28 protein-coding genes are annotated in these 26,293 nt (G+C 62.7%); 16 read left to right on the top strand and 12 right to left on the bottom strand.

What is annotated here, in order from left to right; genetic code table 11:
* Positions 1-6: 6 nt before the first annotated feature.
* Positions 7-2,811, bottom strand: a complete 2,805-nt coding sequence (gene gyrA / locus AC07UC_RS21130) for a DNA gyrase subunit A (RefSeq protein ID WP_494907311.1) — start codon at positions 2,809-2,811, stop codon at positions 7-9.
* Positions 2,812-3,021: 210 nt separating this feature from the next.
* On the opposite strand from gyrA, the gene AC07UC_RS21125 reads away from it, so the two are divergent.
* Together AC07UC_RS21125 and AC07UC_RS21120 are read left to right on the top strand one after the other, a co-directional pair.
* Positions 3,022-4,725 (top strand): SulP family inorganic anion transporter, encoded by a 1,704-nt coding sequence (locus AC07UC_RS21125; RefSeq protein ID WP_494907310.1) that lies wholly within the window; start codon positions 3,022-3,024, stop codon positions 4,723-4,725.
* The gene (locus AC07UC_RS21120) at positions 4,722-5,345 is read left to right on the top strand and encodes a ParB-like protein (RefSeq protein WP_140773433.1); all 624 of its coding nucleotides are present in this window, start codon (positions 4,722-4,724) and stop codon (positions 5,343-5,345) included. Before AC07UC_RS21125 ends, AC07UC_RS21120 begins: the two co-directional genes overlap by 4 nt.
* Here AC07UC_RS21120 and AC07UC_RS21115 read toward each other — a convergent pair.
* Complete coding sequence (locus AC07UC_RS21115; protein WP_246683136.1) at positions 5,309-6,202, bottom strand: helix-turn-helix transcriptional regulator; 894 nt, start codon at positions 6,200-6,202, stop codon at positions 5,309-5,311. The two genes, AC07UC_RS21120 and AC07UC_RS21115, sit on opposite strands and share 37 nt — an antisense overlap.
* Positions 6,203-6,286: 84 nt before the next feature.
* On the opposite strand from AC07UC_RS21115, the gene AC07UC_RS21110 reads away from it, so the two are divergent.
* The 3 genes from AC07UC_RS21110 to AC07UC_RS21100 all read left to right on the top strand — a co-directional run bounded on the left by AC07UC_RS21110 (position 6,287) and on the right by AC07UC_RS21100 (position 7,955).
* Positions 6,287-6,814: a hypothetical protein gene (locus AC07UC_RS21110; protein ID WP_494907309.1), complete on the top strand. Its 528-nt coding sequence runs from the start codon at positions 6,287-6,289 to the stop codon at positions 6,812-6,814.
* Positions 6,815-6,846: 32 nt separating this feature from the next.
* Complete coding sequence (locus AC07UC_RS21105; RefSeq protein WP_494907308.1) at positions 6,847-7,224, top strand: VOC family protein; 378 nt, start codon at positions 6,847-6,849, stop codon at positions 7,222-7,224.
* 101 nt (positions 7,225-7,325) lie between these two features.
* Positions 7,326-7,955: a MarC family protein gene (locus AC07UC_RS21100; RefSeq protein WP_140773427.1), complete on the top strand. Its 630-nt coding sequence runs from the start codon at positions 7,326-7,328 to the stop codon at positions 7,953-7,955.
* Positions 7,956-7,973: 18 nt separating this feature from the next.
* Here AC07UC_RS21100 and AC07UC_RS21095 read toward each other — a convergent pair whose 3' ends face one another.
* Both AC07UC_RS21095 and AC07UC_RS21090 read right to left on the bottom strand, forming a co-directional pair.
* Entirely contained in the window at positions 7,974-8,399 is a 426-nt protein-coding gene (locus AC07UC_RS21095) for an OsmC family protein (RefSeq protein ID WP_140773425.1), read from the bottom strand.
* Between the two features lie 146 nt (positions 8,400-8,545).
* A complete protein-coding gene (locus AC07UC_RS21090) occupies positions 8,546-9,067 on the bottom strand; it encodes a single-stranded DNA-binding protein (RefSeq protein ID WP_056576800.1) in 522 nt (173 codons plus the stop codon).
* A gap of 226 nt (positions 9,068-9,293) precedes the next feature.
* On the opposite strand from AC07UC_RS21090, the gene AC07UC_RS21085 reads away from it, so the two are divergent.
* The 9 genes from AC07UC_RS21085 to AC07UC_RS21045 all read left to right on the top strand — a co-directional run bounded on the left by AC07UC_RS21085 (position 9,294) and on the right by AC07UC_RS21045 (position 17,774).
* The gene (locus tag AC07UC_RS21085) at positions 9,294-9,608 is read left to right on the top strand and encodes an ArsR/SmtB family transcription factor (protein ID WP_015317709.1); all 315 of its coding nucleotides are present in this window, start codon (positions 9,294-9,296) and stop codon (positions 9,606-9,608) included.
* A 14-nt stretch (positions 9,609-9,622) separates the two neighbouring features.
* On the top strand, positions 9,623-10,102 hold the full coding sequence (locus tag AC07UC_RS21080; RefSeq protein ID WP_494907307.1) for an SRPBCC family protein: 480 nt from the start codon (positions 9,623-9,625) through the stop codon (positions 10,100-10,102).
* 20 nt (positions 10,103-10,122) lie between these two features.
* Positions 10,123-10,728, top strand: a complete 606-nt coding sequence (locus tag AC07UC_RS21075; RefSeq protein WP_494907306.1) for an ATP-dependent Clp protease proteolytic subunit — start codon at positions 10,123-10,125, stop codon at positions 10,726-10,728.
* An 88-nt stretch (positions 10,729-10,816) separates the two neighbouring features.
* Complete coding sequence (locus AC07UC_RS21070) at positions 10,817-11,116, top strand: hypothetical protein (RefSeq protein ID WP_140773419.1); 300 nt, start codon at positions 10,817-10,819, stop codon at positions 11,114-11,116.
* Between the two features lie 703 nt (positions 11,117-11,819).
* Positions 11,820-14,741, top strand: coding sequence for an excinuclease ABC subunit UvrA (gene uvrA, locus AC07UC_RS21065; RefSeq protein WP_494907305.1), 2,922 nt, complete (start codon positions 11,820-11,822; stop codon positions 14,739-14,741).
* Positions 14,741-15,151: a DUF302 domain-containing protein gene (locus tag AC07UC_RS21060; RefSeq protein ID WP_494907304.1), complete on the top strand. Its 411-nt coding sequence runs from the start codon at positions 14,741-14,743 to the stop codon at positions 15,149-15,151. The genes uvrA and AC07UC_RS21060 overlap by 1 nt, the downstream gene beginning before the upstream one ends.
* Positions 15,148-15,612 carry a GNAT family N-acetyltransferase gene (locus AC07UC_RS21055; RefSeq protein ID WP_494907303.1) on the top strand — a complete coding sequence of 155 codons (465 nt, stop codon included), beginning with the start codon at positions 15,148-15,150 and terminating at the stop codon, positions 15,610-15,612. Before AC07UC_RS21060 ends, AC07UC_RS21055 begins: the two co-directional genes overlap by 4 nt.
* A gap of 36 nt (positions 15,613-15,648) precedes the next feature.
* Positions 15,649-16,455, top strand: coding sequence for a DUF72 domain-containing protein (locus AC07UC_RS21050; RefSeq protein ID WP_494907302.1), 807 nt, complete (start codon positions 15,649-15,651; stop codon positions 16,453-16,455).
* 170 nt (positions 16,456-16,625) lie between these two features.
* A complete protein-coding gene (locus AC07UC_RS21045) occupies positions 16,626-17,774 on the top strand; it encodes a GGDEF domain-containing protein (protein WP_494907301.1) in 1,149 nt (382 codons plus the stop codon).
* A gap of 6 nt (positions 17,775-17,780) precedes the next feature.
* On the opposite strand, the gene AC07UC_RS21040 is transcribed toward AC07UC_RS21045, so the two are convergent.
* Positions 17,781-18,155 (bottom strand): DUF4260 domain-containing protein, encoded by a 375-nt coding sequence (locus tag AC07UC_RS21040; protein WP_494907300.1) that lies wholly within the window; start codon positions 18,153-18,155, stop codon positions 17,781-17,783.
* A gap of 39 nt (positions 18,156-18,194) precedes the next feature.
* Positions 18,195-18,629 carry an ester cyclase gene (locus AC07UC_RS21035; protein ID WP_140773406.1) on the bottom strand — a complete coding sequence of 145 codons (435 nt, stop codon included), beginning with the start codon at positions 18,627-18,629 and terminating at the stop codon, positions 18,195-18,197.
* On the opposite strand from AC07UC_RS21035, the gene AC07UC_RS21030 reads away from it, so the two are divergent.
* Positions 18,628-19,209, top strand: coding sequence for a MarR family winged helix-turn-helix transcriptional regulator (locus tag AC07UC_RS21030; protein WP_494907299.1), 582 nt, complete (start codon positions 18,628-18,630; stop codon positions 19,207-19,209). The genes AC07UC_RS21035 and AC07UC_RS21030 overlap by 2 nt on opposite strands.
* A 58-nt stretch (positions 19,210-19,267) precedes the next feature.
* On the opposite strand, the gene AC07UC_RS21025 is transcribed toward AC07UC_RS21030, so the two are convergent.
* From AC07UC_RS21025 to urtA, 6 genes are all read right to left on the bottom strand, one after another.
* A complete protein-coding gene (locus tag AC07UC_RS21025) occupies positions 19,268-19,444 on the bottom strand; it encodes a hypothetical protein (protein ID WP_081294751.1) in 177 nt (58 codons plus the stop codon).
* A gap of 269 nt (positions 19,445-19,713) precedes the next feature.
* On the bottom strand, positions 19,714-20,409 hold the full coding sequence (gene urtE, locus AC07UC_RS21020; protein WP_013895283.1) for an urea ABC transporter ATP-binding subunit UrtE: 696 nt from the start codon (positions 20,407-20,409) through the stop codon (positions 19,714-19,716).
* Between the two features lie 71 nt (positions 20,410-20,480).
* Positions 20,481-21,227, bottom strand: a complete 747-nt coding sequence (gene urtD / locus AC07UC_RS21015; protein WP_056576773.1) for an urea ABC transporter ATP-binding protein UrtD — start codon at positions 21,225-21,227, stop codon at positions 20,481-20,483.
* Positions 21,228-21,230: 3 nt separating this feature from the next.
* The gene (urtC, locus tag AC07UC_RS21010) at positions 21,231-22,460 is read right to left on the bottom strand and encodes an urea ABC transporter permease subunit UrtC (RefSeq protein WP_494907298.1); all 1,230 of its coding nucleotides are present in this window, start codon (positions 22,458-22,460) and stop codon (positions 21,231-21,233) included.
* Positions 22,457-24,073: an urea ABC transporter permease subunit UrtB gene (urtB, locus tag AC07UC_RS21005; RefSeq protein ID WP_494907297.1), complete on the bottom strand. Its 1,617-nt coding sequence runs from the start codon at positions 24,071-24,073 to the stop codon at positions 22,457-22,459. Before urtB ends, urtC begins: the two co-directional genes overlap by 4 nt.
* A 114-nt stretch (positions 24,074-24,187) precedes the next feature.
* On the bottom strand, positions 24,188-25,468 hold the full coding sequence (gene urtA / locus AC07UC_RS21000; RefSeq protein ID WP_244735116.1) for an urea ABC transporter substrate-binding protein: 1,281 nt from the start codon (positions 25,466-25,468) through the stop codon (positions 24,188-24,190).
* A gap of 343 nt (positions 25,469-25,811) precedes the next feature.
* Here urtA and AC07UC_RS20995 point away from each other — a divergent pair, with 343 nt between their 5' ends.
* Positions 25,812-26,219 (top strand): hypothetical protein, encoded by a 408-nt coding sequence (locus tag AC07UC_RS20995; RefSeq protein ID WP_494907296.1) that lies wholly within the window; start codon positions 25,812-25,814, stop codon positions 26,217-26,219.
* The last annotated feature ends 74 nt before the right edge of the window (positions 26,220-26,293 follow it).

Here is a 26,293-nt window from a genome sequence, read left to right as displayed (position 1 = left end):
CAGGACTTATTCAGCGCCATCCGAGCCAGTATCCGTCACCGGACCGGACTCAGCGCCACCCTCAATAGTTTCTTCGCTCTCTTCGTCCGCTTGCGGCTCCGAGATCCGCTCGACCGAAACCACCTTCTCGCCCTCAGCCGTATTGAAGATGGTCACGCCCTTGGTGGCGCGGCTGGCGAAACGGATGCCGTTGACCGGCACCCGGATGACGGTGCCGCCATCCGACACCAGCATGATCTGGTCGTCATTGCCGACCGGGAAGGTTGCCACCAGCCGGCCGATTTCGGCCGTCTTCGACACGTCGGTAGCCCGTATGCCCTTGCCGCCGCGCCCGGTCAGGCGGAAATCGTAGGACGACGAGCGCTTGCCGTAGCCATATTCGGTAACCGTCAGCACATACTGCTCGTGCGCCTTGAGGAACTCGTAGCGTTCGTCGGAAAGCTCCGTCTCCTCGCCGACCTCTTCATTGGTCAGCGCGATTTCTTCCTCTTCGCCGGCCGCGATACCGGCGGCAAGCCGCCGTTCGGCCGCGGCCCGCTTGAGATAGGCGGCGCGTTCTGCCGGCGGCGCATCGACACTCTCGATCACCGACATGGAGATGATGCGGTCGGTCTCGGCCATGGTGATGCCGCGCACGCCGACAGAGTTGCGACTCTGGAAGACGCGCACGTCACCGACCGAGAAGCGGATGCACTGGCCGGAACTCGCGGTCAAAAGCACGTCGTCATTGTCGGTGCAGGTCTCGACGCCGAGGATCTCGTCGCCTTCCTCCTCCAGCTTCATGGCGATCTTGCCGTTGCGGTTGACCTGGACGAAGTCTGACAGCTTGTTGCGGCGCACTGTGCCGCGCGTGGTGGCGAACATCACGTCGAGTTCGCCCCAGCTCGTCTCGTCCTCGGGCAGCGGCATGATCGTGGTGATGCGCTCGCCCTGCTCCAGCGGCAGCATGTTGATCAGCGCCTTGCCGCGTGACTGCGGATTGCCGATCGGCAGCCGCCAGACCTTTTCCTTGTAGACGATGCCGCGCGAGGAGAAGAACAGCACCGGCGTATGCGTGTTGGCCACGAACAACCGGGTGACGAAATCCTCTTCCTTGGTCGACATGCCGGAGCGGCCCTTGCCGCCGCGGCGCTGTGCCCGGTAGAGCGACAGCGGCACGCGCTTGATGTAGCCGGAATGGCTCACCGTCACGACCATGTCCTCGCGCTGGATCAGGTCCTCGTCTTCCATGTCCGCGCCGCCGTCGGTGAGTTCGGTGCGGCGTGGCGTGCCGAACTCGTCGCGCACGGCGGCGAGTTCGTCCTTGACGATCTGCTGGACGCGCGCGCGCGACGCCAGGATGTCGAGATAGTCCTTGATCTCGTCACCGATCGTGTTCAACTCGTCGGCGATTTCGTCGCGGCCGAGCGCGGTCAGGCGCTGCAGGCGCAGTTCGAGGATGGCGCGCGCCTGCTCCTCGGAGAGATTGTAGGTGCCGTCCTCATTGATGCGGTGGCGCGGGTCGTCGATCAGAAGGATCAGCGATTCGACGTCACCCGCGGGCCAGCGCCGCTCCATCAATTGCTCGCGCGCCGTCTGCGGATCAGGCGCGGTGCGGATCAGCTTGATGACCTCGTCGATATTGGCGACGGCAATGGCAAGGCCCACCAGCACATGGGCGCGGTCGCGCGCCTTGCGCAGCAGGAATTTCGTCCGCCGTGTGATGACCTCTTCGCGGAAGGAGACGAACGCCTTCAGCATGTCGGTCAGGGTCATCACTTCCGGCTTGCCGCCATTCAGCGCCACCATATTGGCGCCGAAAGAGGTCTGCAGCGGCGTGAAGCGGTAAAGCTGGTTGAGGATGACGTCGGCGACGGCATCGCGCTTCAGCTCGATGACGACGCGATAGCCCTGGCGGTCGCTTTCGTCACGGATGTCGGAAATGCCCTCGATGCGCTTGTCGCGCACCAGTTCGGCCATCTTCTCGATCATCGAGGCCTTGTTCACCTGGTAGGGAACCTCGGTGATGATGATCGATTCCCGGTCATTGCCGCGCTGCTCGATGTTGACCTTGCCGCGCATCACGATGGAGCCGCGGCCGGTCGAATAGGCGCTGTAGATGCCGGAACGGCCAAGCACGATGCCGCCGGTCGGGAAATCGGGGCCTGGAATGATCTCCATCAGCGCCGGCAGGTCGATCGCCGGATTGTCGATGACGGCGATGGCGCCATTGCAGACTTCGCCAAGATTGTGGGGCGGGATGTTGGTGGCCATGCCGACGGCGATACCGCCGGAGCCATTGACCAGCAGATTGGGAAAGCGCGCCGGCAGGACCTTCGGTTCGGTATCCGAGGCATCATAGGTGTCCTGGAAATCGACGGTGTCCTTGTCGATATCCTCCAGCAGCTCATGCGCAACCTTGGTCAGCCGGGATTCGGTGTAGCGCATCGCCGCCGGCGGATCGCCATCGATCGAGCCGAAATTGCCCTGCCCGTCGATCAGCGGCACGCGCAGCGACCAATCCTGCGCCATACGCACCAAGGCATCATAGATCGAGGCGTCGCCATGCGGATGGTATTTACCCATCACGTCGGCGACCGGGCGCGCCGACTTCACATATTTGCGGTTCCAGTGGTAGCCGCTCTCATGCGCCGCGTAGAGGATGCGGCGATGCACCGGCTTCAGGCCGTCGCGCACATCGGGCAGCGCACGGCTGACGATCACGCTCATGGCGTAAGAGAGATAGGAGCTCTGCATCTCCTCGATGATGGAGATCGGCTCGATGCCGGTGGGGCCGCCGTCGGCGCCGCGCGGTGTCTTTTGGTCGGTCAAATCGGATCACAATCTAATCAGGAATCACTGACCGCTTATATAGGAAGCACGGCCGAAACTCCAATGTTAGCGGCACTTTTCCAGTGTCATTTTTGGTGGTAATTTCAAAAGGATACCGCTAATTGCGACGATATGGCCACAACGCTTTTCGCCGCCACAAGGCAAAAGCCGGCAATGGACCGTTTTCCCCAAGCGAAAGCCGCAAGCACGATGAATCGGAGCCGGTGGCTGCCTTTGCGAGCGCTGAGCGGCTGGCAGCCTCGGGATCTCAATGGTGATCTGGTCGCGGGTTTGACACTGGCCGCGATCGCCATTCCCGAGCAGATGGCAACGGCCCGGCTCGGCGGCTTTGCTCCCGAGGTCGGCTTCTTCGCTTTTGTTGCCGGTTCGGTGGCGTTTGCCCTGTTTGGCGCCAATCGTCACCTCTCGGTTGGCGCGGATTCGACCATCACGCCGCTGTTTGCCGGCAGCCTGGCGCTGCTCGCCACATCCGGCTCGCCGCATTATCTGGCTCTGGCAGCCATGCTGGCCTTGATGGTCGGGGCGATCGTGACGCTGAGCGGCGTCTTTCGCCTCGGCTGGATCGCCGATCTCCTGTCGGTGCCGGTCACGACGGGTTTTTTGGCCGGCATCGCCGTCCACATCATCGTCTCGCAAATGCCAGGGCTGCTCGGCCTGCCTGCCGAGAGCGGCGAGACCTTGCGGCGTATCGGCGAAATTGCCGGCAGTCTCCATCTCACCAACCCCTGGGCCCTCGGCCTCGGCCTCGGCGTGTTCGCGATCGTGTTCTGCTCGGAACGGATCAGCGCCCGCATCCCTGGCGCCCTGATCGGCATGGTGCTTGCCACGCTCGCGGTCATCGTCTTCGACCTCAGGGATCGCTGCGTCGAGGTGCTCGGCGCCGTGCCAAACGGCCTGCCGCGAGCCTACCTGCCGGAGGCTGGCCTCGATGATGTACAGGCGCTGGTTCCGCTGGCGCTGCTGATCGCCATTGTCGTCATGGTACAGACGGCCGCCACCTCGCGTTCCTTCGCCTCGCAGCAGGACGATGCCCCCGACGTCAACCGCGACTTCGTCGGCGCCGGCGCCGGCAGCATCGTGTCAGGCCTGTTCGGCGCCTTTGCCGTCAATGCCAGCCCGCCGCGCACGGCAATCGTCTCCCAGTCGGGTGGCCGCTCGCAACTGTCCGGCCTCATTGCCGCGGCCATCGTGCTGGCGCTCGGCGCCTTTGGTGGCGGCCTGCTCGCCAATGTTCCGCAGGCAGCCCTTGCCGGCGTCCTGATGTTCGTTGCCCAGCACATACTGCGCTGGAAGGTATTCGCCAGCGTCTACCGGCAGGCGCCGGTCGAATTCGCCTTGATCCTGATCACCATGGCGGCGATCGTCGTGTTGCCCATCGAGACCGGCGTGGCAGTCGGCATCGGCCTGTCGCTGTTGCACGGGATCTGGAGCGCCACCCAGACGCAGCCTATCGAACTCGAACAGGTGCCGGGGACTTCCGTCTGGTGGCCGCCCGGCAAGCCAAGCGCCGGCGAGCAGCTCCCAGGCGTGCTGGTCGCGGCCTTCCAGGCGCCGCTGTCCTTCGTCAATGCAGACCGTTTCAAGCGCGGGCTTTGCGATCTCATCGATGCCAGGAACGAAACCGTGAAACTGGTCGTGCTGGAGGCCAGCAACATCGTCGAAATCGACTACACCGCCGCGCAGGCGCTGATCGACACCATCCTTCATTGCCGCAAGGCGGGCGCGACCTTTGCCATAGCGCGGCTGGAATCGCTGCGCGCCCAGGCGGCCCTGGCGCGGTTCGGCATCGCTGAAATGGTCGGCACGCAGCGCATATTCCACAGCGTCGACGCGGCGATCAAATCACTTGGTCCGGGGCAACAGCAGCAGCAAGAACAGGATGGAGTGCCATGATTGACCCCCGAGAACCCATTGTCACGCCGGTTCCCGTCGAGGACCTCAGGCCGACGCAGATAACGGTCGGCATGCGGGAAGTTGCGTTGAAACGTCAGATGATCCGGGAACAGGACGCCAAGAAGAAGACCGGCGCTTTTCTCGGCAGACACATGGTGCCGGTCGTATTGGGGCCCAAAAATCGAAACTACGTCACCGATCACCATCACCTCGCTCGCGCCCTGCTCGAGGAAGGCGTCAAGGACGTTCTTGTGACCGTGATCAGCGACCTGTCCGCGCTCGACAAGGACGCGTTTCTTTTCGTGCTCGACAACAGAGGCTGGATGCACCCGTTCGATGAGAACGGCCGGCGCCGCGACTACTCGGCAATTCCAAAGACAATCGGCGAGCTGATCGATGATCCCTATAGGAGCATGGCCGGCGAGTTGCGCCGGCAAGGCGGCTTCGCCAAGGACACGACGCCGTTCAGCGAATTCATCTGGGCGGATTTCCTGCGCCGGCGCATCGATCGCAACGCGATTGCGAAGAATTTCGACAAGGCGATGAAAGAGGCGTTGACGCTCGCCAAGGGCAAGGACGCGGACTATCTGCCGGGCTGGTGCGGACCGACCTCGGATTGAGCTTGTCTCCGTCGAGGCACCCGCATGCCGGAACTGCTTGATCGGCGCGCGCGATAGTCGCCTGGCGTCTCGCCCATGACGCGTCGGAACCGGCGGTTGAAAGTCGACAGGTCGTTGAAACCGGCGTCGAAGGCTATCGCCGAGATCGCATCGTCCGACAGGCGCAGCCGCACCGCTGCCCGGTGGAGGCGGGTCTTGAGCAGGAACTGGTAGGGCGTCATGCCGGCAACCTGCCGGAAAATACGCAGGAAATGATAGGGACTGGTCGCCGTCTCATCCGCCAGTGCCGACAGAGAAATCGGCCCTTCGGCATCCAGCTCGATCCGCCGCACGGCTTCGGCCACCCGTTTCTGGTCGCGGCGGCTCGGTCCGCGCCTAGCGGACGTGGCGCCGGAAATCGCGGCCACGGCCGCACCCGCGATGCGCAGGGAAAGTTCCCGGAAGGCATCCTTGTCGGCCATCTCACGCGCGGCTTCCGCCTCGGCCAGCAGCGGTGCCAAGGCCGGCAAGGGCGGCAGGCGCGGCGCCTCGAAGGTGAGTGTTCGGGCGCCCGGCACGCCGGCGACGATCCGTTCCATGTAGGCCGGTCCAAAATGGAACGAGAGGCAACGGTCGCCGCTGCCATGCTCGTGCCCGCATTCATAGCATGTGCCGGAATTGCCGAGCAGCAATGCGCCCGGCGCCAGCATCGCCGTGCCTTGCTGCGCACGGTAGCGGAACGTGCCGCTGGTGACCGCCGCGACGCAGAAATCCTGATGGGCCTCCTCGAACGGCCGGTCGCCGGCGCCGGCCGTGCAGATCACGTCCGCGACGTGCCAGCCGGGTCCGGATGCGAGAGTGCGGGTCGTCGCGGTCATGCTGAAATATAGCAGTTTTTCCCAAGCCCAGAACCCCGTCAGCGCCTACTCCTTCCGGTCTCCTGACAGAAAGAGACCGCAGCCATGTTCGCCCCCTTCGCCGAAGCCTTGCACAGTCCCGGACCGATCGGCGGGCTTGCCGAAAAACTGAACCTTTACGGCCGCTTCGTCGGCGCCTGGACCTTCGACGCCTCACGCCACCTCGAGGATGGCACCGTGCTGACCGAGCGTGGCGAGGTGGATTTCGGCTGGGTGCTGGAAGGCCGCGCCATCCAGGATGTCTGGATCCTGCCCGCGCGGAACACCGGTTCTCAGCCTTCCCTCGGCAAATGGACATTCTACGGCACGACGCTACGCGTCTATGATCCCGGCGCGGACGCCTGGCACATCTTCTGGAGCGATCCACGCAACCAGTATTTCAGCCGCCAGCTTGGCCGTGCCGAGGGCGACACGATCGTGCAGGTCGGCGCCGACGGCACCGGCTCCTCAGTGCGCTGGAGTTTTTCACGGATCACCGAAAACGCCTTTCGATGGCTTGGCGAGCGCTCGCACGACGGCGCGGACTGGCACCTCGAAGTCGAGTTCCTGGCGCGCCGTCAATCTGCCAGATGACGTCGCAACACTTTGTAACAATGGAGAAAACCATGTTCGACCATATTTCGATTGGCGTTCGCGACAGCAATGCTTCGAAGCGCTTCTATGACGCAGCGCTGAGGCCTCTTGGCTACAGCTGCATCAGCCAGTCACCGGGTTCGCTCGGTTATGGTGCCCACAGCGTCGCACTATGGGTCAACGAGGCATCGAGGCCGGTACCGGCGGACGAAAAATCCGGCCTGCATTTCTGCTTCGCCGCACCGACGCGGGACAGCGTCGATGCCTTCCATACCGGTGCGTTGCGCGAAGGCGGAAGCGACAATGGCGGTCCGGGTCTGCGCGCCGACTATGGTGAAAACTACTACGCTGCCTTTGTCGTGGACCCGGACGGCTATCGCCTGGAGGCCTATTGCGACGCCGCCGGCTAACCCTGCCGGGAGCCCGTGCTTTCGCGGCCCTGACTGTTTCCACCGACCGGGCTTTGCTCTACCAATGTGGAGCGGGCTCGGCCCGGCGGGAGGGATCAGCGATGCCGAGTTTCGACAGCCTGTTCAATGCCTTCGTCACCATTCTCGTGACCATCGACCCACCCGGGCTGGCGCCATTGTTTCTCGCCGTGACACGCGGCATGAACCGCGAGGAGCGCCAGCAGGTTTCGGTGCGCGCCTCGGTCATCGGCTTTCTGGTGATGGCGCTGTTCGCGGTGGCGGGCGCCTCCATCCTGTCGGTGTTCGGCATCACCCTGCCGGCCTTCCGCGTCGCCGGCGGCTTTCTGCTGTTCTTCATCGCCTTCGAAATGGTGTTCGAGCGCCGGCAGGACCGCAAGGAGAAGATCGGCGACGTCGCCATCACCAAGGACATGATCCACAACATCGCCGCCTTCCCGCTGGCGATCCCGCTGATCGCCGGCCCCGGCGCGATTTCAGCGACGGTGCTGCTCTCCGGCTCGTTTCAGGGCTTTGCCGCGCAGGCCGCCCTTGTCGGCATCATCTTCGTCTGCCTGGCCATCACCTATCTGGTGTTCGTGTTGTCGGAACGCATCGACCGCATCCTCGGCCAGACCGGCCGCTCGATCCTGACCCGCCTACTCGGCGTCATCCTGGCGGCACTCGCCGTGCAATTCGTCGCCGACGGCATCAAGGCGCTGATGGTGGGGTGAACGGCAGCCCCTACTGCCCTACTTCGCCGACGTGTCTACCACCTCGAAATCATGCGTGATCGTGGCCGTCTTGGCCATCATCGCCGAGGCCGAGCAGTATTTTTCGATCGACAGGTCGATCGCCCGCTTGACCTTGTCGGGCGAGAGCGCCCTGCCCTTGACGATGAAATGCATGTGGATGCGGGTGAACACCTTTGGCTCGGTCTCGGCCCGGTCGGCATCGAGTTCGACGACACAATCCTCAACCGCCTCGCGTCCCTTTTCGAGGATATGCACGACATCATAGGCCGAACAGCCGCCGGTGCCGATCAGCACCAGTTCCATCGGGCTCGGCCCCGGTGTCTTGCCTTCAGGTCCGAACGCCGTTCCCAGCACCAGCTTGTGACCGCTGCCGGACTCGCCGACGAAGGTGCGCTCCTCGACCCATTTTACCCGTGCCTTCACCGCCTTGTCCTTTCAGTCCCAGATCGCGCCTGCTGTCAGGCCAATCAACAACGCAAAACCCCGAAAGTCCATGCAGGACCCTCGGGGCGTATCGATCACGTAACGTCAGTCATATGGCGACGTCAGCCGTTCGGTATCGCTTTCGATCAGAATGGGATCTCGTCATCCAGCTCGCGCGACGAACCGCCGCCACCGCCGCCCCTGGGAGCGCCGCCGCCACGGTTGAAGCTTTCGTTCGGGCCGGACTGGCCGAAATCGGAACCGCGGCTGCTGCCGCCACCGGAATAACCGCCGACCTGGCCGCCCTCACCCTGGCCGCGCGCGTCGAGCATCTGCAGTTCGCCACGGAATTTCTGCAGCACGACTTCCGTCGTGTACTTGTCGGCGCCGGTCTGGTCCTGCCATTTGCGCGTCTGCAACTGGCCTTCGACATAGACCTTCATGCCCTTCTTCAGATACTGCTCGGCCACCTTGGCGATGCCCTCATTGAAGATGACGACATTGTGCCACTCGGTCTTTTCCTTGCGCTCGCCTGAATTCTTGTCGCGCCAGCTTTCCGACGTGGCGATGCGGATGTTCACGACCGGCTCGCCCGAGTTCAGGCGACGGATTTCCGGATCCGCGCCAAGATTGCCGACCAGAATGACCTTGTTGACGCTACCCGCCATGATTTTTCTCCGCGCTCATCCGAAACAAATTTTTGTCGCAGCACCTTACAGGCTGCGCAGGTCTGCCGCCTGCTAAGGCTGGCTTTTCCCACAAGGTTTTTGTTCCCTTTTCGTTCCTATATGCACTGCTGCTGATTGTCAAGGAATGGCAGCAATGCCCGGCACCTTCATATGGGTTTCAAAACAGCGCTTGCCAAATCAATAAGTGTCGACTTATGCTTTTGTCATGATCGAAGCAGAGATTTTCCGCGCCCTGGCCGACCCGACACGCCGCGCCGTCTTCGAGCGCCTCGCCACAAGTGAGATGAGCGTGTCGGAATTGCGCAGCGGCCTGACTGTGTCGCAGCCGGCCGTCTCACAGCATCTGGCGGTGCTGCGTGGCGCCGGCCTCGTGGTCGAGCGGCGGGCCGGCCGCAACGCCTATTACCGTGCCGATCCGCAGGGGCTTGCCCCCTTGCTCTCCTGGATCGAACGCTACCGGACCTTCTGGCCGGAGCGCATCGAAAGGTTGAAGACGGTTTTGAAGGACATGGACCAGTGAAGGAAGTCGGATCAATGAACGCCGAAAGCCAAAGCGAAGCCGCCTCGGATGCGCTCGAGTTCGAATACGACCTTGCGGAGCCGCCGGAAAAGGTTTGGCGGGCGCTGACGGTGCCGGAACTGCTCGCCGCCTGGATGATGCCCAACGACATCACGCCGGAAATCGGCAATCGCTTTGCTTTCGCCGGGACGGACGCTGCGATCGAGTGCGAAATCCTCGACGCCGAGCCCGAACGCCTCCTGCGCTATTCCTGGCGAGAGCAGGCGGACGATCCTGCACGGCAGGATCCTCTCGACAGCGTCGTCACCTTCACGCTCGCCCGCACCGTTTCGGGCGGCACGCATCTGCGCATCGTCCATGACGGATTTTCCCGCAAGGCGATGCCTGCCGTTGCCATGGCGGGCGCCGGCTGCCGGCTTTCGCTCGGGCTGCGCGGGGCCGCCGAAAAGCCCATCGCGGCGAACACACCGCGCCTTATGCTGCGCGCGGCCTGAATACGGAATTGGAGAAGAAAATGAGCGGTATTGCCAGTCTGGTGCCGATGGTGATCGAGCAGTCGAGCCGCGGCGAACGCGCCTTCGACATTTTCTCACGGCTGCTGCGCGAGCGCATCGTCTTCATCAATGGCGAGATCAACGACGACGTCTCGGCGCTGGTCTGCGCGCAGCTCCTGTCGCTGGAGTCGGACAATCCCGACAAGGAGATTTCGCTCTACATCAACTCGCCGGGCGGCGTGGTGACCAGCGGCTTCGCCATCTACGACACGATGCAGTATGTCAGTTGCCCGGTGTCGACCGTGTGCATGGGATTTGCCGCCTCGATGGGGTCGTTCCTGCTGATGGCGGGCACGCCGGGGCGGCGCATCGCGCTGCCGAACGCCACCATCCTTCTGCATCAGCCGCTGGGCGGCTTCCAGGGCCAGGCTTCCGACATCCAGCGCCATGCCGAGCGGATCGGCAAGACCAAACGGCGTATGGCCGAACTCTATGCCCAGCATTGCGGCCGCAGCTATGAGGAGGTCGAACGCACGCTCGACCGAGACCACTTCATGACCGCCCGCGAGGCCCAGGCATGGGGCATTGTCGACCACGTTTTCTATACGCGCAAAAAGGCGGCCTAAGCCCAAGCCAGATCGGAGTCCTGGCGGTTGTCGAAGATTTGACGACACCGGTCTGGCTCCGGCAGCGGCTCGTCCCTATAATCCTGCAATGGCCGACACTCATTCACCCAGGACGTCGCATCGCGTCATCGCCGCCGCGGTGCTCACTTTCGCCAGCCTTGCGAGCGGCATGGCACTCGCCGACGACAGCGCAGCGCCGGCGCAGAAAGGCGCCCTGCCCGGCGTGGCCGGCGATTATCGCATCGCCAAGCCGGCTCCCCAGCCGGAACCCGACGACGCATTCCCCAGCAACGGGAACGGCACGTTCAAGATCGGCGATACCGATGTCAGGATTTCCGGCAGCATCACGGTCGATATGGCCACGGGCGGGTTTAAGCCCCCGAGGTGAGCAGCCCTCCGCAAGGGCCGGTTCAGCCATTTCCTCAAAAGAACAGCCCCGCCGTGCCTTGGGCAAACGGACGGGGCTTTTCTGGATCTCAAATCCATTTTTTGCCGGGAGTGTACTGCCGGCGTTTGATTTCGGATGCTTCGCGGCGTCAGCCGACGATCCGACTAGCAGTCTCTGATTTTTAGGGAATACGGCAAGTCACGGTTTGTCGGGTGGCGCAAACGCTAAACCCTGGCACTTATGCCTGCCGCGGCTCCAACGAGGCGTGGAGCCCTTGGGGACTGTCCGGTGGCGTCATGCTCCGCTCCTGTGTCCGTTGCGACATTGCCGTCGCGAAGCGCAAATCGCAAATGCCTGCGGCGTCTCGCAGGCCGCCTTTGGGCGGCGAGGCCATCGAAAGACGGCCGGCTTCGCTGACTTTTGAAGACTGCTCCCATGCGCCGGCCGCGTCAACCATCAATAGCCGGTTACCGAAAAACGTGATCGCTGGGAGGTTACGTCCAGGTTAGGTTTTTACACAGCTTTGTCAGGAGCGTGTTCAGCCTTTGTTCTTTCCGCTTGCCCGTTCGCGCGAAAGGCGGTTAAACGACTTCTGTCGGGAGTTGTGGCGTCTCTCGACGTGGCGGCAAAAAGACCTACATAGGGGATGGCCGGGAAGAACCCGCCAATCCCACGAATTCCAGATCTGAGGCGGCGACCGGCTATGGCCGACCATAAATTCCTTTCCATTCGCGGGGCGCGCGAACACAATCTCAAGAACGTCGATCTCGACCTGCCGCGTGACAGCCTGATCGTCATGACCGGCCTGTCCGGCTCGGGCAAATCGTCGCTCGCCTTCGACACCATCTATGCCGAAGGCCAGCGCCGCTATGTCGAGAGCCTGTCGGCCTATGCCAGGCAATTCCTCGAAATGATGCAGAAGCCTGACGTCGACCAGATCGACGGACTGTCGCCTGCCATCTCCATCGAGCAGAAGACCACCTCGAAGAACCCGCGCTCGACGGTCGGCACCGTCACCGAGATCTACGACTATATGCGCCTGCTGTTCGCCCGTGTCGGCGTGCCCTATTCGCCGGCCACCGGCCTGCCGATCGAGAGCCAGACGGTCAGCCAGATGGTCGACCGGGTGCTGGCGCTCGAGGAAGGCACGCGCCTGTTCCTGCTGGCGCCGATCGTGCGCGGCCGCAAGGGCGAGTACCGCAAGGAATTGCTGGAACTGCAGAAGAAAGGCTTCCAGCGCGTAAAGGTCGACGGCGTCTTCTACGAGATCGCGGATGTTCCGGCGCTCGATAAGAAATATAAGCACGACATCGACGTCGTCGTCGACCGCATCGTGGTGCGTGGCGATCTCGCCACGCGTCTCGCCGACTCGATTGAAACAGCGCTGAAGCTCGCCGAGGGGCTGGCGGTGGCCGAGTTCGCCGACAAGCCGCTCGACGCCAGCCAGACCGGCGAGGATTCGGTCAACAAGTCGAAGAACGAGACGCATGAGCGCATCCTGTTCTCGGAGAAATTCGCCTGCCCGGTGTCGGGCTTCACCATTCCGGAGATCGAGCCGCGCCTGTTCTCGTTCAACAACCCGTTCGGCGCCTGCCCGACCTGCGATGGTCTCGGCAGCCAGCGCGCCATCGATCCCAATCTCGTCGTGCCCGACGAGAACGTGTCGCTGCGCGACGGCGCCGTCAGCCCGTGGGCGAAGTCGACCTCTCCCTATTACGTGCAGACGCTCGAGGCCTTGGGCAAGGCTTACGATTTCAAGCTCGGCGACAAGTTCAAGGATTTGAGCGCGGAAGCACAGGACGCGATCCTGCGCGGCACCGGCGAGCGGGAAGTCACCTTCCAGTATGATGACGGGCTGCGCTCCTACAAGACCACCAAGACCTTCGAAGGCGTCATCCCCAATCTCGAACGGCGCTGGAAAGAGACCGAATCCGCCTGGATGCGCGAGGAGATCGAGCGTTTCATGTCGGCGACGCCCTGCCCCGTGTGCAAAGGCTATCGGCTGAAGCCCGAGGCGCTGGCGGTGAAGATCGGCGGCAAGCATATCGGCGAAGTCACCGAACAGTCGATCCGCAAGGCCGACCAGTGGTTCACCGACCTGCCGGCCCAGCTCAATGACAAGCAGAACGAGATCGCGGTCAGGGTGCTGAAGGAAATCCGTGAACGGCTCCGCTTTCTCAATGATGTCGGGCTCGACTATCTGACGCTGTCGCGCAATTCCGGCACGTTGTCGGGCGGCGAGAGCCAGCGTATCCGGCTGGCGTCGCAGATCGGTTCCGGCCTCACCGGCGTGCTTTATGTGCTGGACGAGCCGTCGATCGGCCTGCACCAGCGCGACAACACGCGCCTGCTTGATACGCTGAAGCACCTGCGCGACATCGGCAACACGGTGATCGTCGTCGAGCATGACGAGGACGCCATCCTGCATGCCGACTATGTCGTCGACATGGGACCGGCGGCCGGCATCCATGGCGGCGAGATCATCGCCCAGGGCACGCCGCAGCAGGTGATGGCCAACCCCAATTCGATCACCGGCAAGTACCTGTCGGGCGCGCTTGAAGTCGCCACCCCTGGTGTTCGGCGTGAGGCGAAAAAGAACCGGCGCCTGAAGATCGTCGGCGCGCGCGGCAACAATCTGAAGAACGTCACCGCCGAAATCCCGCTCGGCACCTTCACCGCCGTCACCGGCGTGTCGGGCGGCGGCAAGTCTACCTTCCTCATCGAGACGCTGTTCAAGGCGGCCTCGCGCCGCATCATGGGCTCGCGCGAGCATCCGGCCGAGCATGACCGCATCGAGGGCCTCGAATTCCTCGACAAGGTCATCGACATCGACCAGTCGCCGATCGGACGAACACCGCGTTCGAACCCCGCCACCTATACCGGCGCCTTCACGCCGATCCGCGACTGGTTCGCCGGCCTGCCCGAGGCCAAGGCGCGCGGCTACCAGCCGGGCCGTTTCTCCTTCAACGTCAAGGGCGGCCGCTGCGAGGCCTGCCAGGGCGACGGCGTCATCAAGATCGAGATGCACTTCCTGCCCGACGTCTACGTCACCTGCGATGTCTGCCACGGCAAGCGCTACAACCGCGAAACCCTCGATGTCCTGTTCAAGGGCAAGTCGATCGCCGACGTGCTCGACATGACGGTCGAGGAAGGTGTCGATTTCTTCGCCGCCGTGCCCGGCGTGCGCGACAAGCTCGACACGCTGAAGCAGGTCGGTCTCGGCTACATCCATATCGGCCAGCAGGCGACGACGCTTTCGGGCGGTGAAGCGCAGCGCATCAAGCTCGCCAAGGAATTGTCGCGCAAGGCGACCGGCAAGACGCTCTACATTCTCGACGAGCCGACCACCGGCCTGCATTTCCACGACGTCGCCAAGCTGTTGGAAGTGCTGCATGAATTGGTCGACCAGGGCAATACGGTAGTGGTCATCGAGCACAATCTCGAAGTGATCAAGACCGCCGACTGGGTGCTCGATCTTGGTCCTGAAGGCGGCGACGGCGGCGGCGAACTGGTTGCCTCGGGCACGCCGGAAGCGATTGTGCGCGAGAAGCGCAGCTACACCGGCCAGTTCCTCAAGGAATTGCTGGAGCGGCGCCCCGGAGGCAAGCGCGAAGCGGCGGAGTGATGGCTGAGGATGGTCTCATCACGGTCCAGAGCCGTTTTGGCGTGACCGAAACCATCGACCGCCTCACCGAGGTGGTCAAGCGCGCAGGGCTGCTTGTCTTCGCACGCATCGATCACGCAGCCGGCGCACGCGATGTCGGCGCCTCGCTGCGGCCGACCGAGTTGCTGATTTTCGGCAACCCCAGAGGTGGCACACCACTCATGCAGGACAGGCAACTTGCCGGCATCGACCTGCCGGTGAAGGCGCTGGCGTGGGAGGATGAGGACGGCAAGATCTGGCTGTCCTACAATGATCCGCACTGGATCGCCGAGCGCCATGGCCTGGGCGAAGCCAGCCGCGCCGCGGTCGAGACGATGGTTGCCGGCATGAAGAAGGTGATCGCCGCTGCCGCTGGAATGGATCAATCATGAGGCTTGCCCACTCCGAAGATCTCGCCGCGATCGTCAAGCTGACGAAAGCAGCCTACGCTCCCTATAGCGCAATACTCGACGCGCCGCCGATCCCGGTGACCGAGGACTATGCGCCGCGCATCGAGCGAGGCGAGGTCTGGTTGCTGGAGAGCAGCGACGAACTTGCCGGAGTGATCACGCTGGAGCGGCATGAGGACCATGCGATGATCTTCTCCGTCGCGGTCTCGCCCGCCTTTCAAGGCAAGGGGTTCGGTATCGCATTGCTGAAACACGCCGACGAGCAGACGGGCTCGTGGGGCCTGCCGGAGATACGGCTCTACACCAACGCGAAAATGGAACGGAACATCGCGCTCTATCTCGCTTACGGCTATCGCGAAACGGGTCGCCGGCCCAATCCTTACAGGCCAGGATGGGTGCTGGTCGACATGGCAAAACCGGTCGACGAAACCACGACGGTCTGATTTTTTGGCCAGACTTCTGCACTCGGGAGGACGACAATGAGCAAATCGGGAACAATCCGCTCCGGCATGGGCGGCTGGACCTTCGAGCCCTGGGACACGTCCTTCTATCCGGACAAGCTTTCGAAGGCCAAGCAGTTGCAATACGCCAGCCGGCAGGTGCCGAGCATCGAGGTCAACGGCACCTACTATTCCAGCTTCAAGGAGCCGACCTTCGTCAAATGGGCAAGCGAGGCGCCGGACGGCTTTGTCTATTCGCTGAAAGGCAACCGCTTCGTCACCAACCGGCGTGTGCTGGGCGAAGCCGGTGAATCGATGATGCGCTTCCTCGGTTCCGGCGTTGCCGCGCTCGGCGACAAGCTCGGCCCGATCCTCTGGCAGTTCGCGCCGACCAAGAAATTCGATCCGGACGATTTCGAAGCCTTCTTGAAACTGCTGCCGGAAAAGCAGGATGGTGTCGCGCTTCGCCATGCACTCGAAGTGCGCAATGACAGTTTCATCGTGCCGGAATTCGCCGCGCTCGCGCGCAAATACAAGGCGGCGATCGTCTATGCCGACCATGCCAAATATCCCGATATCGCCGATGTGACCGGCGATTTCATTTACGCCCGGCTGCAGACCGGCTCAGACGACAATCCCGACTGCTATACGCCGAAGGGGCTCGATGAATGGGCGGCGCGTGCAAGGATCTGGGCGGAAGGAAAGCAGCCGTCCGACCTGCGGCGTGCCGACCCTGCAACCGACGCTCCGGTGCGGCCGCGCGACGTGTTCGTCTACTTCATCACCGAGGGCAAGGTGCGCGCGCCCTTCGGGGCGATGGCGCTGATGAAACGGTTGGCGGACTGACGAGCAAGAGGCCACATGCCATAGGCGCCACCTGTGCGTTTTGCGCTTGGCAAAGCGCCTTTTGATGGCATCTTCGCCTCCATCGTAACCTTATCGACACTTCCTTGCTGCATGAATGCGGCGACGCCAAGCCGCAGAGCTGGAACCGCCGCCGGCAAGGAAAGAGGGGCATGTCGCTCGACTACACTTCGCTTCTGCTGGCTGTCGGATTCTCCGCGGCCTGCCTTAGTCTGACATTGTTCGGCATGTGGCTAACCGCTCGCTCCGAGCGTTTCCTGCTGACATGGGCAATCAGCCTCGTGTTCGTGGTCGGCGATATCTTCTTCTATGACGCCTATATCGACATGCCCGGGCGGCTGCTCGGCATCGCCGCGCTGGGCTTCCTGCTGATCGGCTTTTCAACCATGCTGGGCGCTGCCTATCAGTTCAGAACGGGCGGCTCACCGGTCAGGCGAACGCTGTTGGGTTGTCTTTCGCTGGTGGTGACGCTGCCCCCCATGGCGCTGGGCTATGACGGCCTGGGCTTCATATTCGAGAACTCGTTCGCGGCCTTGCTTCTGTTCGCCACCGCCTTCGAATATTGGAGGTGCCGGAACGAGGCCCCTGCCCTGACGATCGGCATCACCGCGCTCTATTCGGCCACCGCCACGTCTTTCGCGCTCTGCGCCATGGTTCTTGCCTGGGATGGAAAACTGGTCCTGGGGCATGCGCCAAGCAACTGGGCGGAGGAACTGAGCCTCATCGTGGTCATCGCCAGCATGACGGGTATTGGCGCCCTTTCGCTTGCGCTCAATCAGGGTCGTCTAGCGAGGCACCATCGCCGCGATGCCCTGACCGATCCCTTGACCGGACTGCTCAACCGGCGCGCCCTGTTCGACATGCATGGCAATGTCCCGGTCGGCGCCTTTACCGCTGTGGTCGTCTTCGACCTCGACAACTTCAAGGCCATCAACGACGAATACGGCCACGCGGCGGGCGACGAGGTGCTGAAAGTGTTCGCCGGGGAACTCGCCGGCAATCTTCGCCAGGCCGACGTCGCGGCGCGCATGGGCGGCGAGGAATTCGCGCTGGTGTTGAAGCGCACTCTGCCGGAGACGGTTGAAGAAGCCGCCGAGCGCATCCGGACCGCTTTCGCGACGCGCTTGATTGAGACCGAAAACGGTTCCCTGAACTGCACGGTCAGTGCCGGCTTTGCATTCGGCAGCAAAGAAGGCCTCAGCTTCGACAAGGTGCTCAGCGCCGCCGACAAGGCGCTCTACGACGCCAAGCGTGGCGGCCGCAACCGCGTCACGGCCTCCCCCTTCCGACGCGCGAGCTGATGGCGCTTACCGCCGCTTTCCGATGCGGCCAAGATGGGTGTGGTCAAAGCCTTCCGGCAATTTCAGGCCATAGCCCAGCATGCGGTCAAATCCCGCATGGGCAATCCAGAGCCACCCGAAACCGGCAAGAAGCGGAGCCGGCGCGAGGAGGCCAATTGCAAGCACAGCCGCGCCGAAGCCGTATATGTGGACGGCGTTGTAAATGAACGCGCCCGTCTTGGCCCCCAGAAGATAGCCAAGGAAGCTGAGGTCGGGAGCGAAAAACGCCGGCAGCGCTCCCCACCATGGTATCGACCCATTGCCGTGCCAGAAGAGCAGGAGACCTGCCCCGAACAAGATAGCCCCCTCGAAGCGCTGCCATAGGACGGTCTCGACCATCATCTGCTCCCTGTTGAGTTTGCTCGTTCGACGATCTCGCGGCTAAGAGGCGACCTCTTCATGCGTCGCCCCCCGGATCGCGGCCACGACGCCGGCCAGATTGTTCATGCCCCAGTGTTCGGCGTAGCGGCCGTCGCGGACGCGCACGATGTCGATGACATCGATGGCGATCGGCGCATTCGTCGGACCGGCTCCCAGCAATCGCCCTGTGAGGATACCGGTGACGGACTTGCGCGTCGTCACCATGTCGCCCTCGGCGATCTGGTCCTCGATCCTGACGCGCAATTCCGAAATCGCCGGTCGGAGGATGTTTTCGAAGGTGCTCCACATGCTTTCCGGCCCATTGGGCGATCCGGGCGGAGCCGCGTGATTGACGAAATCCGCGGCCATCAACTCGGCAAAGCTCTGTGCGTTGCCCTCTTCGATCACCTCTGCATTGAAGCGCCGGACGATCTCTTTCGGATTGGGTTTGGGCATGATTTACCTCGCAAAACAATACAGCCATACTGTATATATTCCCGACCGGAGTTCAATCCCTATGTGCATGTGCCGGATGGCCCGTTGCATCGGCCCCGTGCTGATGCGATTGGTTGGATCAGCCGGAGACAGGAAATTCGATGACATGACGAATAGCGCGAATTTCGAGCTTGCCGAGCGCCTGAGGGCAGCCATCGGTTCTTTTGTCAGGCGGACGCGCGAATGCGCCGGAACGCCTTCGGATGCAAGGTCGGAGACGCTTGGCCTCCTGGATCGCAAGGGTCCGCTCAGCGCGGCAATGGTGGCGAAAGCGCGAGCGGTCACCCATCAGAGCGCGCGCAAGGTCCTGTCGGACATGGAAGTCGGGGGGCTTGTCACCGGCGAGCCGAGCCCCCGGGACGGACGGGAGCGGCTGTATCGTCTTTCGGAGGACGGCATGGTTGAACTGAGGCAATCGCGATCCGCACGGGCGCGTTGGATTGCAGTCCGGCTGGAGAACATTCTGGACGAGGACGACCGCGAGACGCTGGCAGCAGCGATCGCGCTGCTGGAACGCATGGCATCGCCCGGGCCGGATTGATGGCAGTGGATGTCAGCCAGGTCGGGAAGGAAACGAGCCGGCTATCGGCCCAGCCCATCTATGCTGCCATGACGATCTCATTGAAGGCATCGAGGTCGACATAGAAGACCTTGGTGATCTCCTCGATCAGGTCGTCGTATTCGCAGCCCTGTGACCTCAGGATGTTGATGGCGGCAATGATGTCGACGCGTTCGGTAAGCCGCCGCTTCTGGTAGTCCTCGACGTAACGTTCCATGGCTGTCCCTTAGCCTGTGTGCCCAAACGCGTTTGAACGACAAAGATCGCAGGAGGGAAGCTAGGAAGCCTTGCTTGCGTGGAACTTGCCCGGCCTTCGCCGCGCCCTCGATCTGCGATAACCAGACTGGTACGGAAGCGGCCGACTCACAAAGCCAAGAAAAAGACTAGCATGCAGTCCCTGATGCACCAGAGACGCGAATGGCTGGATGAAAGAAATATTGGACTTGCCAAGGAATTCGGACCGGAAACTGAAGTCCAGTGCCGATTCTAGACCGTGAGAAATTTGCGGACATCAGCCCGGTCCAAATCTTCTGCCGGGCCGGTGTGGACGATCTGGCCACGATCCATGATGTTGACCTCGTCGGCAAGCTCGCGACAGAAGTCGAGATACTGTTCGACCAGCAGAACCGCGATGCCGGCCTGGTCGCGCAGGTAGCGGATGGCGCGGCCGATATCCTTGATGATCGATGGTTGGATCCCTTCTGTAGGCTCATCCAGCACCAGAAGCTTCGGCCGCATCACCAGCGCCCTGCCGATGGCGAGTTGCTGCTGCTGGCCGCCGGAAAGATCGCCGCCACGGCGGCCAAGCATCTGCTTCAGCACCGGAAACAGCTCGAAGACATGCGCCGGCACGTTGCGGTCGGCACGCTTCAATGGCGCAAAACCCGATTCCAGGTTCTCCCGCACCGTGAGCAGGGGAAATATCTCCCTGCCCTGCGGTACGAATGCGATGCCCGACCGGGCGCGGTCATACGCCGCGCTCCGGTCGAGCGCCTTCCCCTCGAAGGCAACGCTTCCGCTCGTCAGCCGATGATGGCCAACGATCGATCTCATCAAACTGGTCTTGCCGACGCCGTTGCGGCCGAGCACGCAGGTGATCTTGCCGGCGCCCGCCTTCAGCGAAACACCACGCAACGCCTGGGCGGCACCATAGTGGAGCGTGGCGTTTGAAACCTCGAGCATGTCTCAGCGCCTTTTCCAGAACCGGAGAAAGGCCAGATCGAAGCGATGGAATTGGACCCGCCAGACCATGCTCACCTCCCCAGATAGACTTCGACGACACGTTCGTCGGCCGAGACAAAATCGAGTGTGCCTTCCGAGAGCACCGAGCCCTCATGCAGGCAGGTCACCTTGACGCCGAGTTCGCGCACGAAATGCATGTCGTGCTCGACGACAATGACCGAATGGTCGCGCGCAATGTCCTTGAGCAGCCGCGCGGTCTCCTCGGTCTCGGCATCGGTCATCCCGGCCACCGGTTCGTCGACCAGAAGCAGCTTCGGATCCTGTGCCAGGAGCATGCCGATCTCCAGCCACTGCTTCTGGCCGTGGCTGAGGTTGGCCGCCAGTTCGTTGCGTTTGTCGCCCAGCCGTATGATGCCAAGAATATCGTCGATCTGGCGCGCCTCGGCGGCGGAGCGGCGGTGGAACAGCGCCGGGAAGATCGAACGCGGCCCCTTCAGCGCCAGCATCAGATTTTCCTCGATCGTGTGGCTCTCGAACACCGTCGGCTTCTGGAATTTGCGGCCGATGCCCATCATGGCGATCTCGGCCTCGTCATGCCTTGTGAGATCCACTTGGCCGTCGAAGAACACCTCGCCTTCGTCGGGTCGCGTCTTGCCGGTCACGATGTCCATCATCGTCGTCTTGCCGGCGCCATTGGGGCCGATGATGGCGCGCATCTCTCCCTTGTCGAGCACAAGAGACAGGTTGTTGATGGCGCGAAAACCGTCGAAGGAGACCGAGACGCCGTCGAGATAAAGGATGGTGTTCGACTTCGACATCGCTTACTCCGCCGGCTGCGGTTCGGGGCTGGACGACGACCAGTCTCCGGGCTTTGTCGCCGCGCTGCGAACGATCTTCGCTGGCGCCGGGTCGCCATCGGTGCCGGCCTCTTCGGCCAGCGATGCGGCCCGCAGCGCCCTGGCGTTGCCGCGCCAGGAATCCCACATGCCGATTATCCCCTTCGGCAAGAGCAGCGTGACGGCGACGAACAGCCCGCCCAGCGCGAACAGCCAGAGTTCCGGCAGCACGCCGGTGAACCAGGACTTGCCGGCATTGACCAGCAGCGCGCCGATGATCGGCCCGACAATGGTGCCACGCCCGCCGACGGCCGCCCAGATCACCACCTCGATCGAATTGGACGGCTCGAATTCGCCGGGATTGATGATGCCGACCTGCGGCACGTAGAGCGCGCCGGCAATGCCGGCCATGACGGCCGAGACGGTGAAGGCAAACAGTTTCACGTTCTCCGCCCGCCAGCCAAGGAAGCGCGTGCGGCTCTCGGCATCGCGCACCGCCATCAGGAGCTTGCCGTATTTGGAACCGACGATCGCCCAGGTGACGAACACGGCCAGCGCCAGCATCACCGCGCTGACGGCGAAAAGGGCCGAACGGGTCGCATCGGCCTGCACGTTGAAGCCCAGAATATCCTTGAAATCGGTCAGCCCGTTATTGCCGCCGAAACCCATGTCGTTGCGGAAGAAGGCCAGCAGCAGCGCATAGGTCATCGCCTGGGTGATGATCGAGAGATAGACGCCGGTGACGCGGCTGCGGAAGGCGAACCAGCCGAAGACGAAGGCAAGCAGGCCGGGCACGGCAAGCACCATGACCGCAGCGAACCAGAAATGGTCGAAGCCATACCAGAACCAGGGCAATTCCTTGTAGTTCAGGAACACCATGAAATCCGGCAGGATCGGATTGCCATAGACGCCGCGCGAGCCGATCTGGCGCATCAGATACATGCCCATCGCGTAACCGCCGAGCGCGAAGAAGGCGCCGTGGCCAAGCGAAAGGATGCCGCAATAACCCCAGACCAGGTCAAGCGAGAGCGCCAACAGCGCATAGCAGAGATATTTGCCGGTCAGCGCCACGATATAGGGCGGGATGTAGAACGCGCTTGCCGGAGAAACAGCAAGGTTGAGCAGCGGCACGATGATGGCCGCCGCCAACAGGACGAAAATGGTGATAGCGATGCGGCGGTCCGCGCCGGCGGCGAAGAAGTGTCCCGTGATCATGCTTCCACCGCCCTGCCCTTGAGCGCGAACAGGCCGCGTGGCCGCTTCTGGATGAACAGGATGATCAGCACCAGCACGACGATCTTGCCGAGAACCGCGCCGGCATAGGGCTCGAGGAACTTGTTGACGATGCCGAGCGAGAAGGCGCCGACCAGCGTGCCCCACAGATTGCCGACACCGCCGAAGACGACGACCATGAAGCTGTCGATGATGTAGCCGCGGCCGAGATTGGGCGAGACATTGTCGATCTGGCTGAGTGCGACGCCGGCGATGCCGGCAATGCCGGACCCGAGCGCGAAGGTCAGCGCGTCGACCCATGGCGTCCTGATGCCCATCGAGGCGGCCATGCGGCGGTTGGCGGTGACGGCCCGCATCTGGAGGCCCCAGGGCGTACGCTTCATCACGTAGAGCAACACGCCGAAGACGGTGAGCGCGAAAACGAGGATCCACAGACGGTTCCAGGTGATGGCCAACTGGCCGACATCGAACGAACCCGACATCCAGGAGGGATTGCCGACCTCCTGGTTGGTCGGCCCGAAGATCGAGCGCACCGCCTGCTGCAGGATCAGCGATACACCCCATGTCGCCAGCAGCGTCTCCAGCGGTCGGCCGTAGAGAAAGCGGATGACGCCGCGTTCTATGGCAAGACCAACCAGTGCGGCGACCAGGAAGGCAAGCGGCAGCGCGATCACCAGCGACCAGTCGAACAGGCCGGGAAAGGATGTGCGGATCACCTGCTGGACGACGAAGGTGGTGTAGGCACCGAGCATCACCATCTCGCCATGCGCCATGTTGATGACGCCCATCACGCCGAAGGTGATGGCGAGCCCGATCGCGGCGAGCAGCAATACCGAGCCCAACGAAATGCCGTACCAGATGTTCTGTCCGGCATCCCACAGGGCCAATGTCGAATTGATGTCCGCGATTGCGGCTGTCGCGGCTTCCTTCACGGCGCCCGAGGCGTTGGCCTCGACCGAGGTGAGCAAGGAAACCGCATCGCGGTCGCCACGCGCGCCGATCAGTGCGACCGCCGCAAGCTTGTCGGCATCCGGACGGTCGGAGACAAGAACCGAAGCGGCGCGGGCCTGTTCGAGCAGAGCCTTGACGCTGGCAACCGTCTCCTTGGCGATCGCCGCGTCGAGTGGCTCTATGTTGGCGGCGTCGGGCGTTTTGAACATGGTGTCGGCGGCGGCGATGCGGACAGTCGGATCCTTGGCGCCAAGCGTCAGCGTGCCCAGCGCGTCGCGGATGACGCGGCGCAGCGTGTTGTTGACCTTGATCTTGGTGATGCCGTCCTTGGCCGCCTCGCCGGACGCTTCACCGCTCAGCGGGTCGGAAAGCTGGACGGTTTCGCCGGCTTCCTTGCCGACGAACACCAGGGAATCGGCCTTGCGGATATAGAGATTGCCATCCGCGAGTGCGGAAAGCGGGGCCTCCACGGCCGGGTCGCCGGTGGCCGCCAGTTCGTGAACGACAGTTCCGATCTCCGAAAAACCCTTGGCCGTCGCGAATTTGGCGATGATGCCACGCAGATCGGCTTCGCCTGCCCCCGATGACGAAAGCGTCGCCAGCAGGAACAACAGCGTCAGCCCAATCATGCGGAACAGGTTCATCGCTTCAGGTGACTTCCGAAAGGTTGATTTCGCGCCCGGGCGGACTGGAGGAGAAAGCCCGCCCGGCGCGCTTGCGGTCATGGGCCTGGACCGGATGGTCCAGGCCGGGGAGGATCAGTTCGTTCCCTTGCCGCCGCACTTGCCCGTGGCAACGTTGAAGTTGCCGCAGGACAGGGGCGCGCGCCAATCGGAGATCAGGTTCTTGGAGTCCGGCAGGTAATCGGACCATTCGTCACCCATGACCAGGCCAGGCGTCCGCGAAACCGTCTCGAACTGGCCGTCGGCCTGGATTTCGCCGATCAGCACCGGCTTGGTGATGTGGTGGTTCGGCATCATCGTCGAATAGCCACCGGTCAGGTTCGGCACGGAAACACCGATCATGGCGTCGATGACCTTGTCCGGATCGGTGGTGCCGGCCTTTTCGACCGCCTTAACCCACATGTTGAAGCCGATATAGTGGGCTTCCATCGGGTCGTTGGTGGTGCGCTTGTCGTTCTTGATGAACTTGTGCCAGTCGGCGATGAACTTCTTGTTTTCGGGCGTGTCGACGCTCTCGAAATAGTTCCATGCGGCGAGATGGCCAACCAGCGGCGCGGTGTCGAGACCGGCCAGTTCTTCCTCGCCCACCGAGAAGGCCATGACCGGGATATCCTCGGCCTTGATGCCCTGGTTGCCGAGTTCCTTGTAGAACGGCACGTTGGCGTCACCATTGACGGTCGAGACGACGGCGGTCTTCTTGCCGGCCGAGCCGAACTTCTTGATCGCCGAGACTTCGGTCTGCCAGTCGGAGAAACCGAACGGCGTGTAGTTGACCATGATGTCTTCGGCCGCCACGCCCTTCGACTTCAGATAGGCCTCGAGTATCTTGTTGGTGGTGCGCGGATAGACGTAGTCGGTGCCTTCCAGCACCCAGCGCTTCACCGAGCCGCCATCCTCGCTCATCAGGTAGTCGACCGCCGGAATGGCCTGCTGGTTCGGCGCGGCACCGGTGTAGAAGACGTTGCGCTCGCTCTCCTCGCCCTCATACTGGACGGGGTAGAACAGGATGTTGTCGAGCTCGGAAAACACCGGCAGCACCGATTTGCGCGACACCGAGGTCCAGCAGCCGAACACCGCCGCGACCTTGTCCTTCGAAATCAGCTCGCGTGCCTTCTCGGCGAACAGCGGCCAGTTGGACGCCGGATCGACGACAACGGCTTCAAGCTTCTTGCCGAGCAGGCCGCCCTTGGCGTTCTGCTCGTCGATGAGCATCAGCATGGCATCCTTCAGCGTCGTCTCCGAAATCGCCATGGTCCCCGACAGCGAATGGAGAATGCCGACCTTGATCGTGTCGTCCGCCGCCTTGGCGGGAGCTGAAATCAACAGGCCAGCGGCGACCACGCTTGCCGAGAACATTTTTGTTATTGTCGAGAAATTACCCCTCATACGGAAGACTCCCAAGCTGGTTGATTGCACCGCACCAATGCAATGCAACCCCCATGCCAACCGCTGTGCGGATGCCGAAAAACGGCAAATAGGCAAATATTATCAGACTGTTATTATATTAGACGGAACAAACAAAGGAGAGCCGGTTAAAAATTGGTTGAGGGAAATTTGCGCAACGCACAAGGCATCTGCCTAATTTTCGCCCAATTTGGCCAAATGCCTAGATTTTGATCGCCACACACGGGGCACGGACGACAAATGTTGCGGTACGGCGCAAAAATGGGGCAAGCTCGCGTCTCAACCGAGCAACGTCATGGCATCCCTGATTTATCGCATTTTCATCGGCATGGTGCTTCTGGCGGCAGCGACCGGGATCGCACGAGCCGACTTCAGCGACGGCAAGATGCCCGATGGCACCTATCACTGCGAGGTCTACCTGCTCGGCATGTTCATCAACCTCGGCGACATCACCATCAAGGGCAATGTCTACACTGGTCCGGTCACCTTCGGGGCCGCCCAGCAGGGCTACAACTACCAGATGGATGCAAACGGCGTGATCTCCTGGCTGGGACCGCTCGGCGGCTATACGGCGGGCGGCAACTCGCTGTCGCTGACCCAGGCAACGCTGGACGGCCAGAGCCCGCCCTCCTTCGACATCATCATGAAGCAGCCCGATGGCGCCTTCACCGCGTCGACCTGCACCAAGGGAGGCAATCCGTAGGCCCTGCCTTGGCGGGTGCCGCTTCCGTGCGGGCTGCCTGCCCTTCTGCTGCAAGCCCGCCCTCTCATGTCATC

The organism is Mesorhizobium sp. GW821-FHT04C10 (genome assembly GCF_059420305.1).
The sequence above is the reverse complement of the archived record's forward strand: the minus strand, read 5'-3'. Positions and strand labels throughout refer to the sequence as shown.

Excerpts from the sequence above, each read along its gene's own strand:
- AC07UC_RS21125 (WP_494907310.1), top strand. The coding sequence starts at position 3,022 with ATGAATCGGAGCCGGTGGCTGCCTTTGCGAGCGCTGAGCGGCTGGCAG.
- AC07UC_RS21120 (WP_140773433.1), top strand. The coding sequence starts at position 4,722 with ATGATTGACCCCCGAGAACCCATTGTCACGCCGGTTCCCGTCGAGGAC.
- AC07UC_RS21115 (WP_246683136.1), bottom strand. The coding sequence starts at position 6,202 with ATGACCGCGACGACCCGCACTCTCGCATCCGGACCCGGCTGGCACGTC.
- AC07UC_RS21110 (WP_494907309.1), top strand. The coding sequence starts at position 6,287 with ATGTTCGCCCCCTTCGCCGAAGCCTTGCACAGTCCCGGACCGATCGGC.
- AC07UC_RS21105 (WP_494907308.1), top strand. The coding sequence starts at position 6,847 with ATGTTCGACCATATTTCGATTGGCGTTCGCGACAGCAATGCTTCGAAG.
- AC07UC_RS21100 (WP_140773427.1), top strand. The coding sequence starts at position 7,326 with ATGCCGAGTTTCGACAGCCTGTTCAATGCCTTCGTCACCATTCTCGTG.
- AC07UC_RS21090 (WP_056576800.1), bottom strand. The coding sequence starts at position 9,067 with ATGGCGGGTAGCGTCAACAAGGTCATTCTGGTCGGCAATCTTGGCGCG.
- AC07UC_RS21085 (WP_015317709.1), top strand. The coding sequence starts at position 9,294 with ATGATCGAAGCAGAGATTTTCCGCGCCCTGGCCGACCCGACACGCCGC.
- AC07UC_RS21080 (WP_494907307.1), top strand. The coding sequence starts at position 9,623 with ATGAACGCCGAAAGCCAAAGCGAAGCCGCCTCGGATGCGCTCGAGTTC.
- AC07UC_RS21075 (WP_494907306.1), top strand. The coding sequence starts at position 10,123 with ATGAGCGGTATTGCCAGTCTGGTGCCGATGGTGATCGAGCAGTCGAGC.
- AC07UC_RS21070 (WP_140773419.1), top strand. The coding sequence starts at position 10,817 with ATGGCCGACACTCATTCACCCAGGACGTCGCATCGCGTCATCGCCGCC.
- uvrA (WP_494907305.1), top strand. The coding sequence starts at position 11,820 with ATGGCCGACCATAAATTCCTTTCCATTCGCGGGGCGCGCGAACACAAT.
- AC07UC_RS21060 (WP_494907304.1), top strand. The coding sequence starts at position 14,741 with ATGGCTGAGGATGGTCTCATCACGGTCCAGAGCCGTTTTGGCGTGACC.
- AC07UC_RS21055 (WP_494907303.1), top strand. The coding sequence starts at position 15,148 with ATGAGGCTTGCCCACTCCGAAGATCTCGCCGCGATCGTCAAGCTGACG.
- AC07UC_RS21050 (WP_494907302.1), top strand. The coding sequence starts at position 15,649 with ATGAGCAAATCGGGAACAATCCGCTCCGGCATGGGCGGCTGGACCTTC.
- AC07UC_RS21045 (WP_494907301.1), top strand. The coding sequence starts at position 16,626 with ATGTCGCTCGACTACACTTCGCTTCTGCTGGCTGTCGGATTCTCCGCG.
- AC07UC_RS21040 (WP_494907300.1), bottom strand. The coding sequence starts at position 18,155 with ATGATGGTCGAGACCGTCCTATGGCAGCGCTTCGAGGGGGCTATCTTG.
- AC07UC_RS21030 (WP_494907299.1), top strand. The coding sequence starts at position 18,628 with ATGATTTACCTCGCAAAACAATACAGCCATACTGTATATATTCCCGAC.
- AC07UC_RS21035 (WP_140773406.1), bottom strand. The coding sequence starts at position 18,629 with ATGCCCAAACCCAATCCGAAAGAGATCGTCCGGCGCTTCAATGCAGAG.
- AC07UC_RS21025 (WP_081294751.1), bottom strand. The coding sequence starts at position 19,444 with ATGGAACGTTACGTCGAGGACTACCAGAAGCGGCGGCTTACCGAACGC.
- urtE (WP_013895283.1), bottom strand. The coding sequence starts at position 20,409 with ATGCTCGAGGTTTCAAACGCCACGCTCCACTATGGTGCCGCCCAGGCG.
- urtD (WP_056576773.1), bottom strand. The coding sequence starts at position 21,227 with ATGTCGAAGTCGAACACCATCCTTTATCTCGACGGCGTCTCGGTCTCC.
- urtC (WP_494907298.1), bottom strand. The coding sequence starts at position 22,460 with ATGATCACGGGACACTTCTTCGCCGCCGGCGCGGACCGCCGCATCGCT.
- urtB (WP_494907297.1), bottom strand. The coding sequence starts at position 24,073 with ATGAACCTGTTCCGCATGATTGGGCTGACGCTGTTGTTCCTGCTGGCG.
- urtA (WP_244735116.1), bottom strand. The coding sequence starts at position 25,468 with ATGTTCTCGGCAAGCGTGGTCGCCGCTGGCCTGTTGATTTCAGCTCCC.
- AC07UC_RS20995 (WP_494907296.1), top strand. The coding sequence starts at position 25,812 with ATGGCATCCCTGATTTATCGCATTTTCATCGGCATGGTGCTTCTGGCG.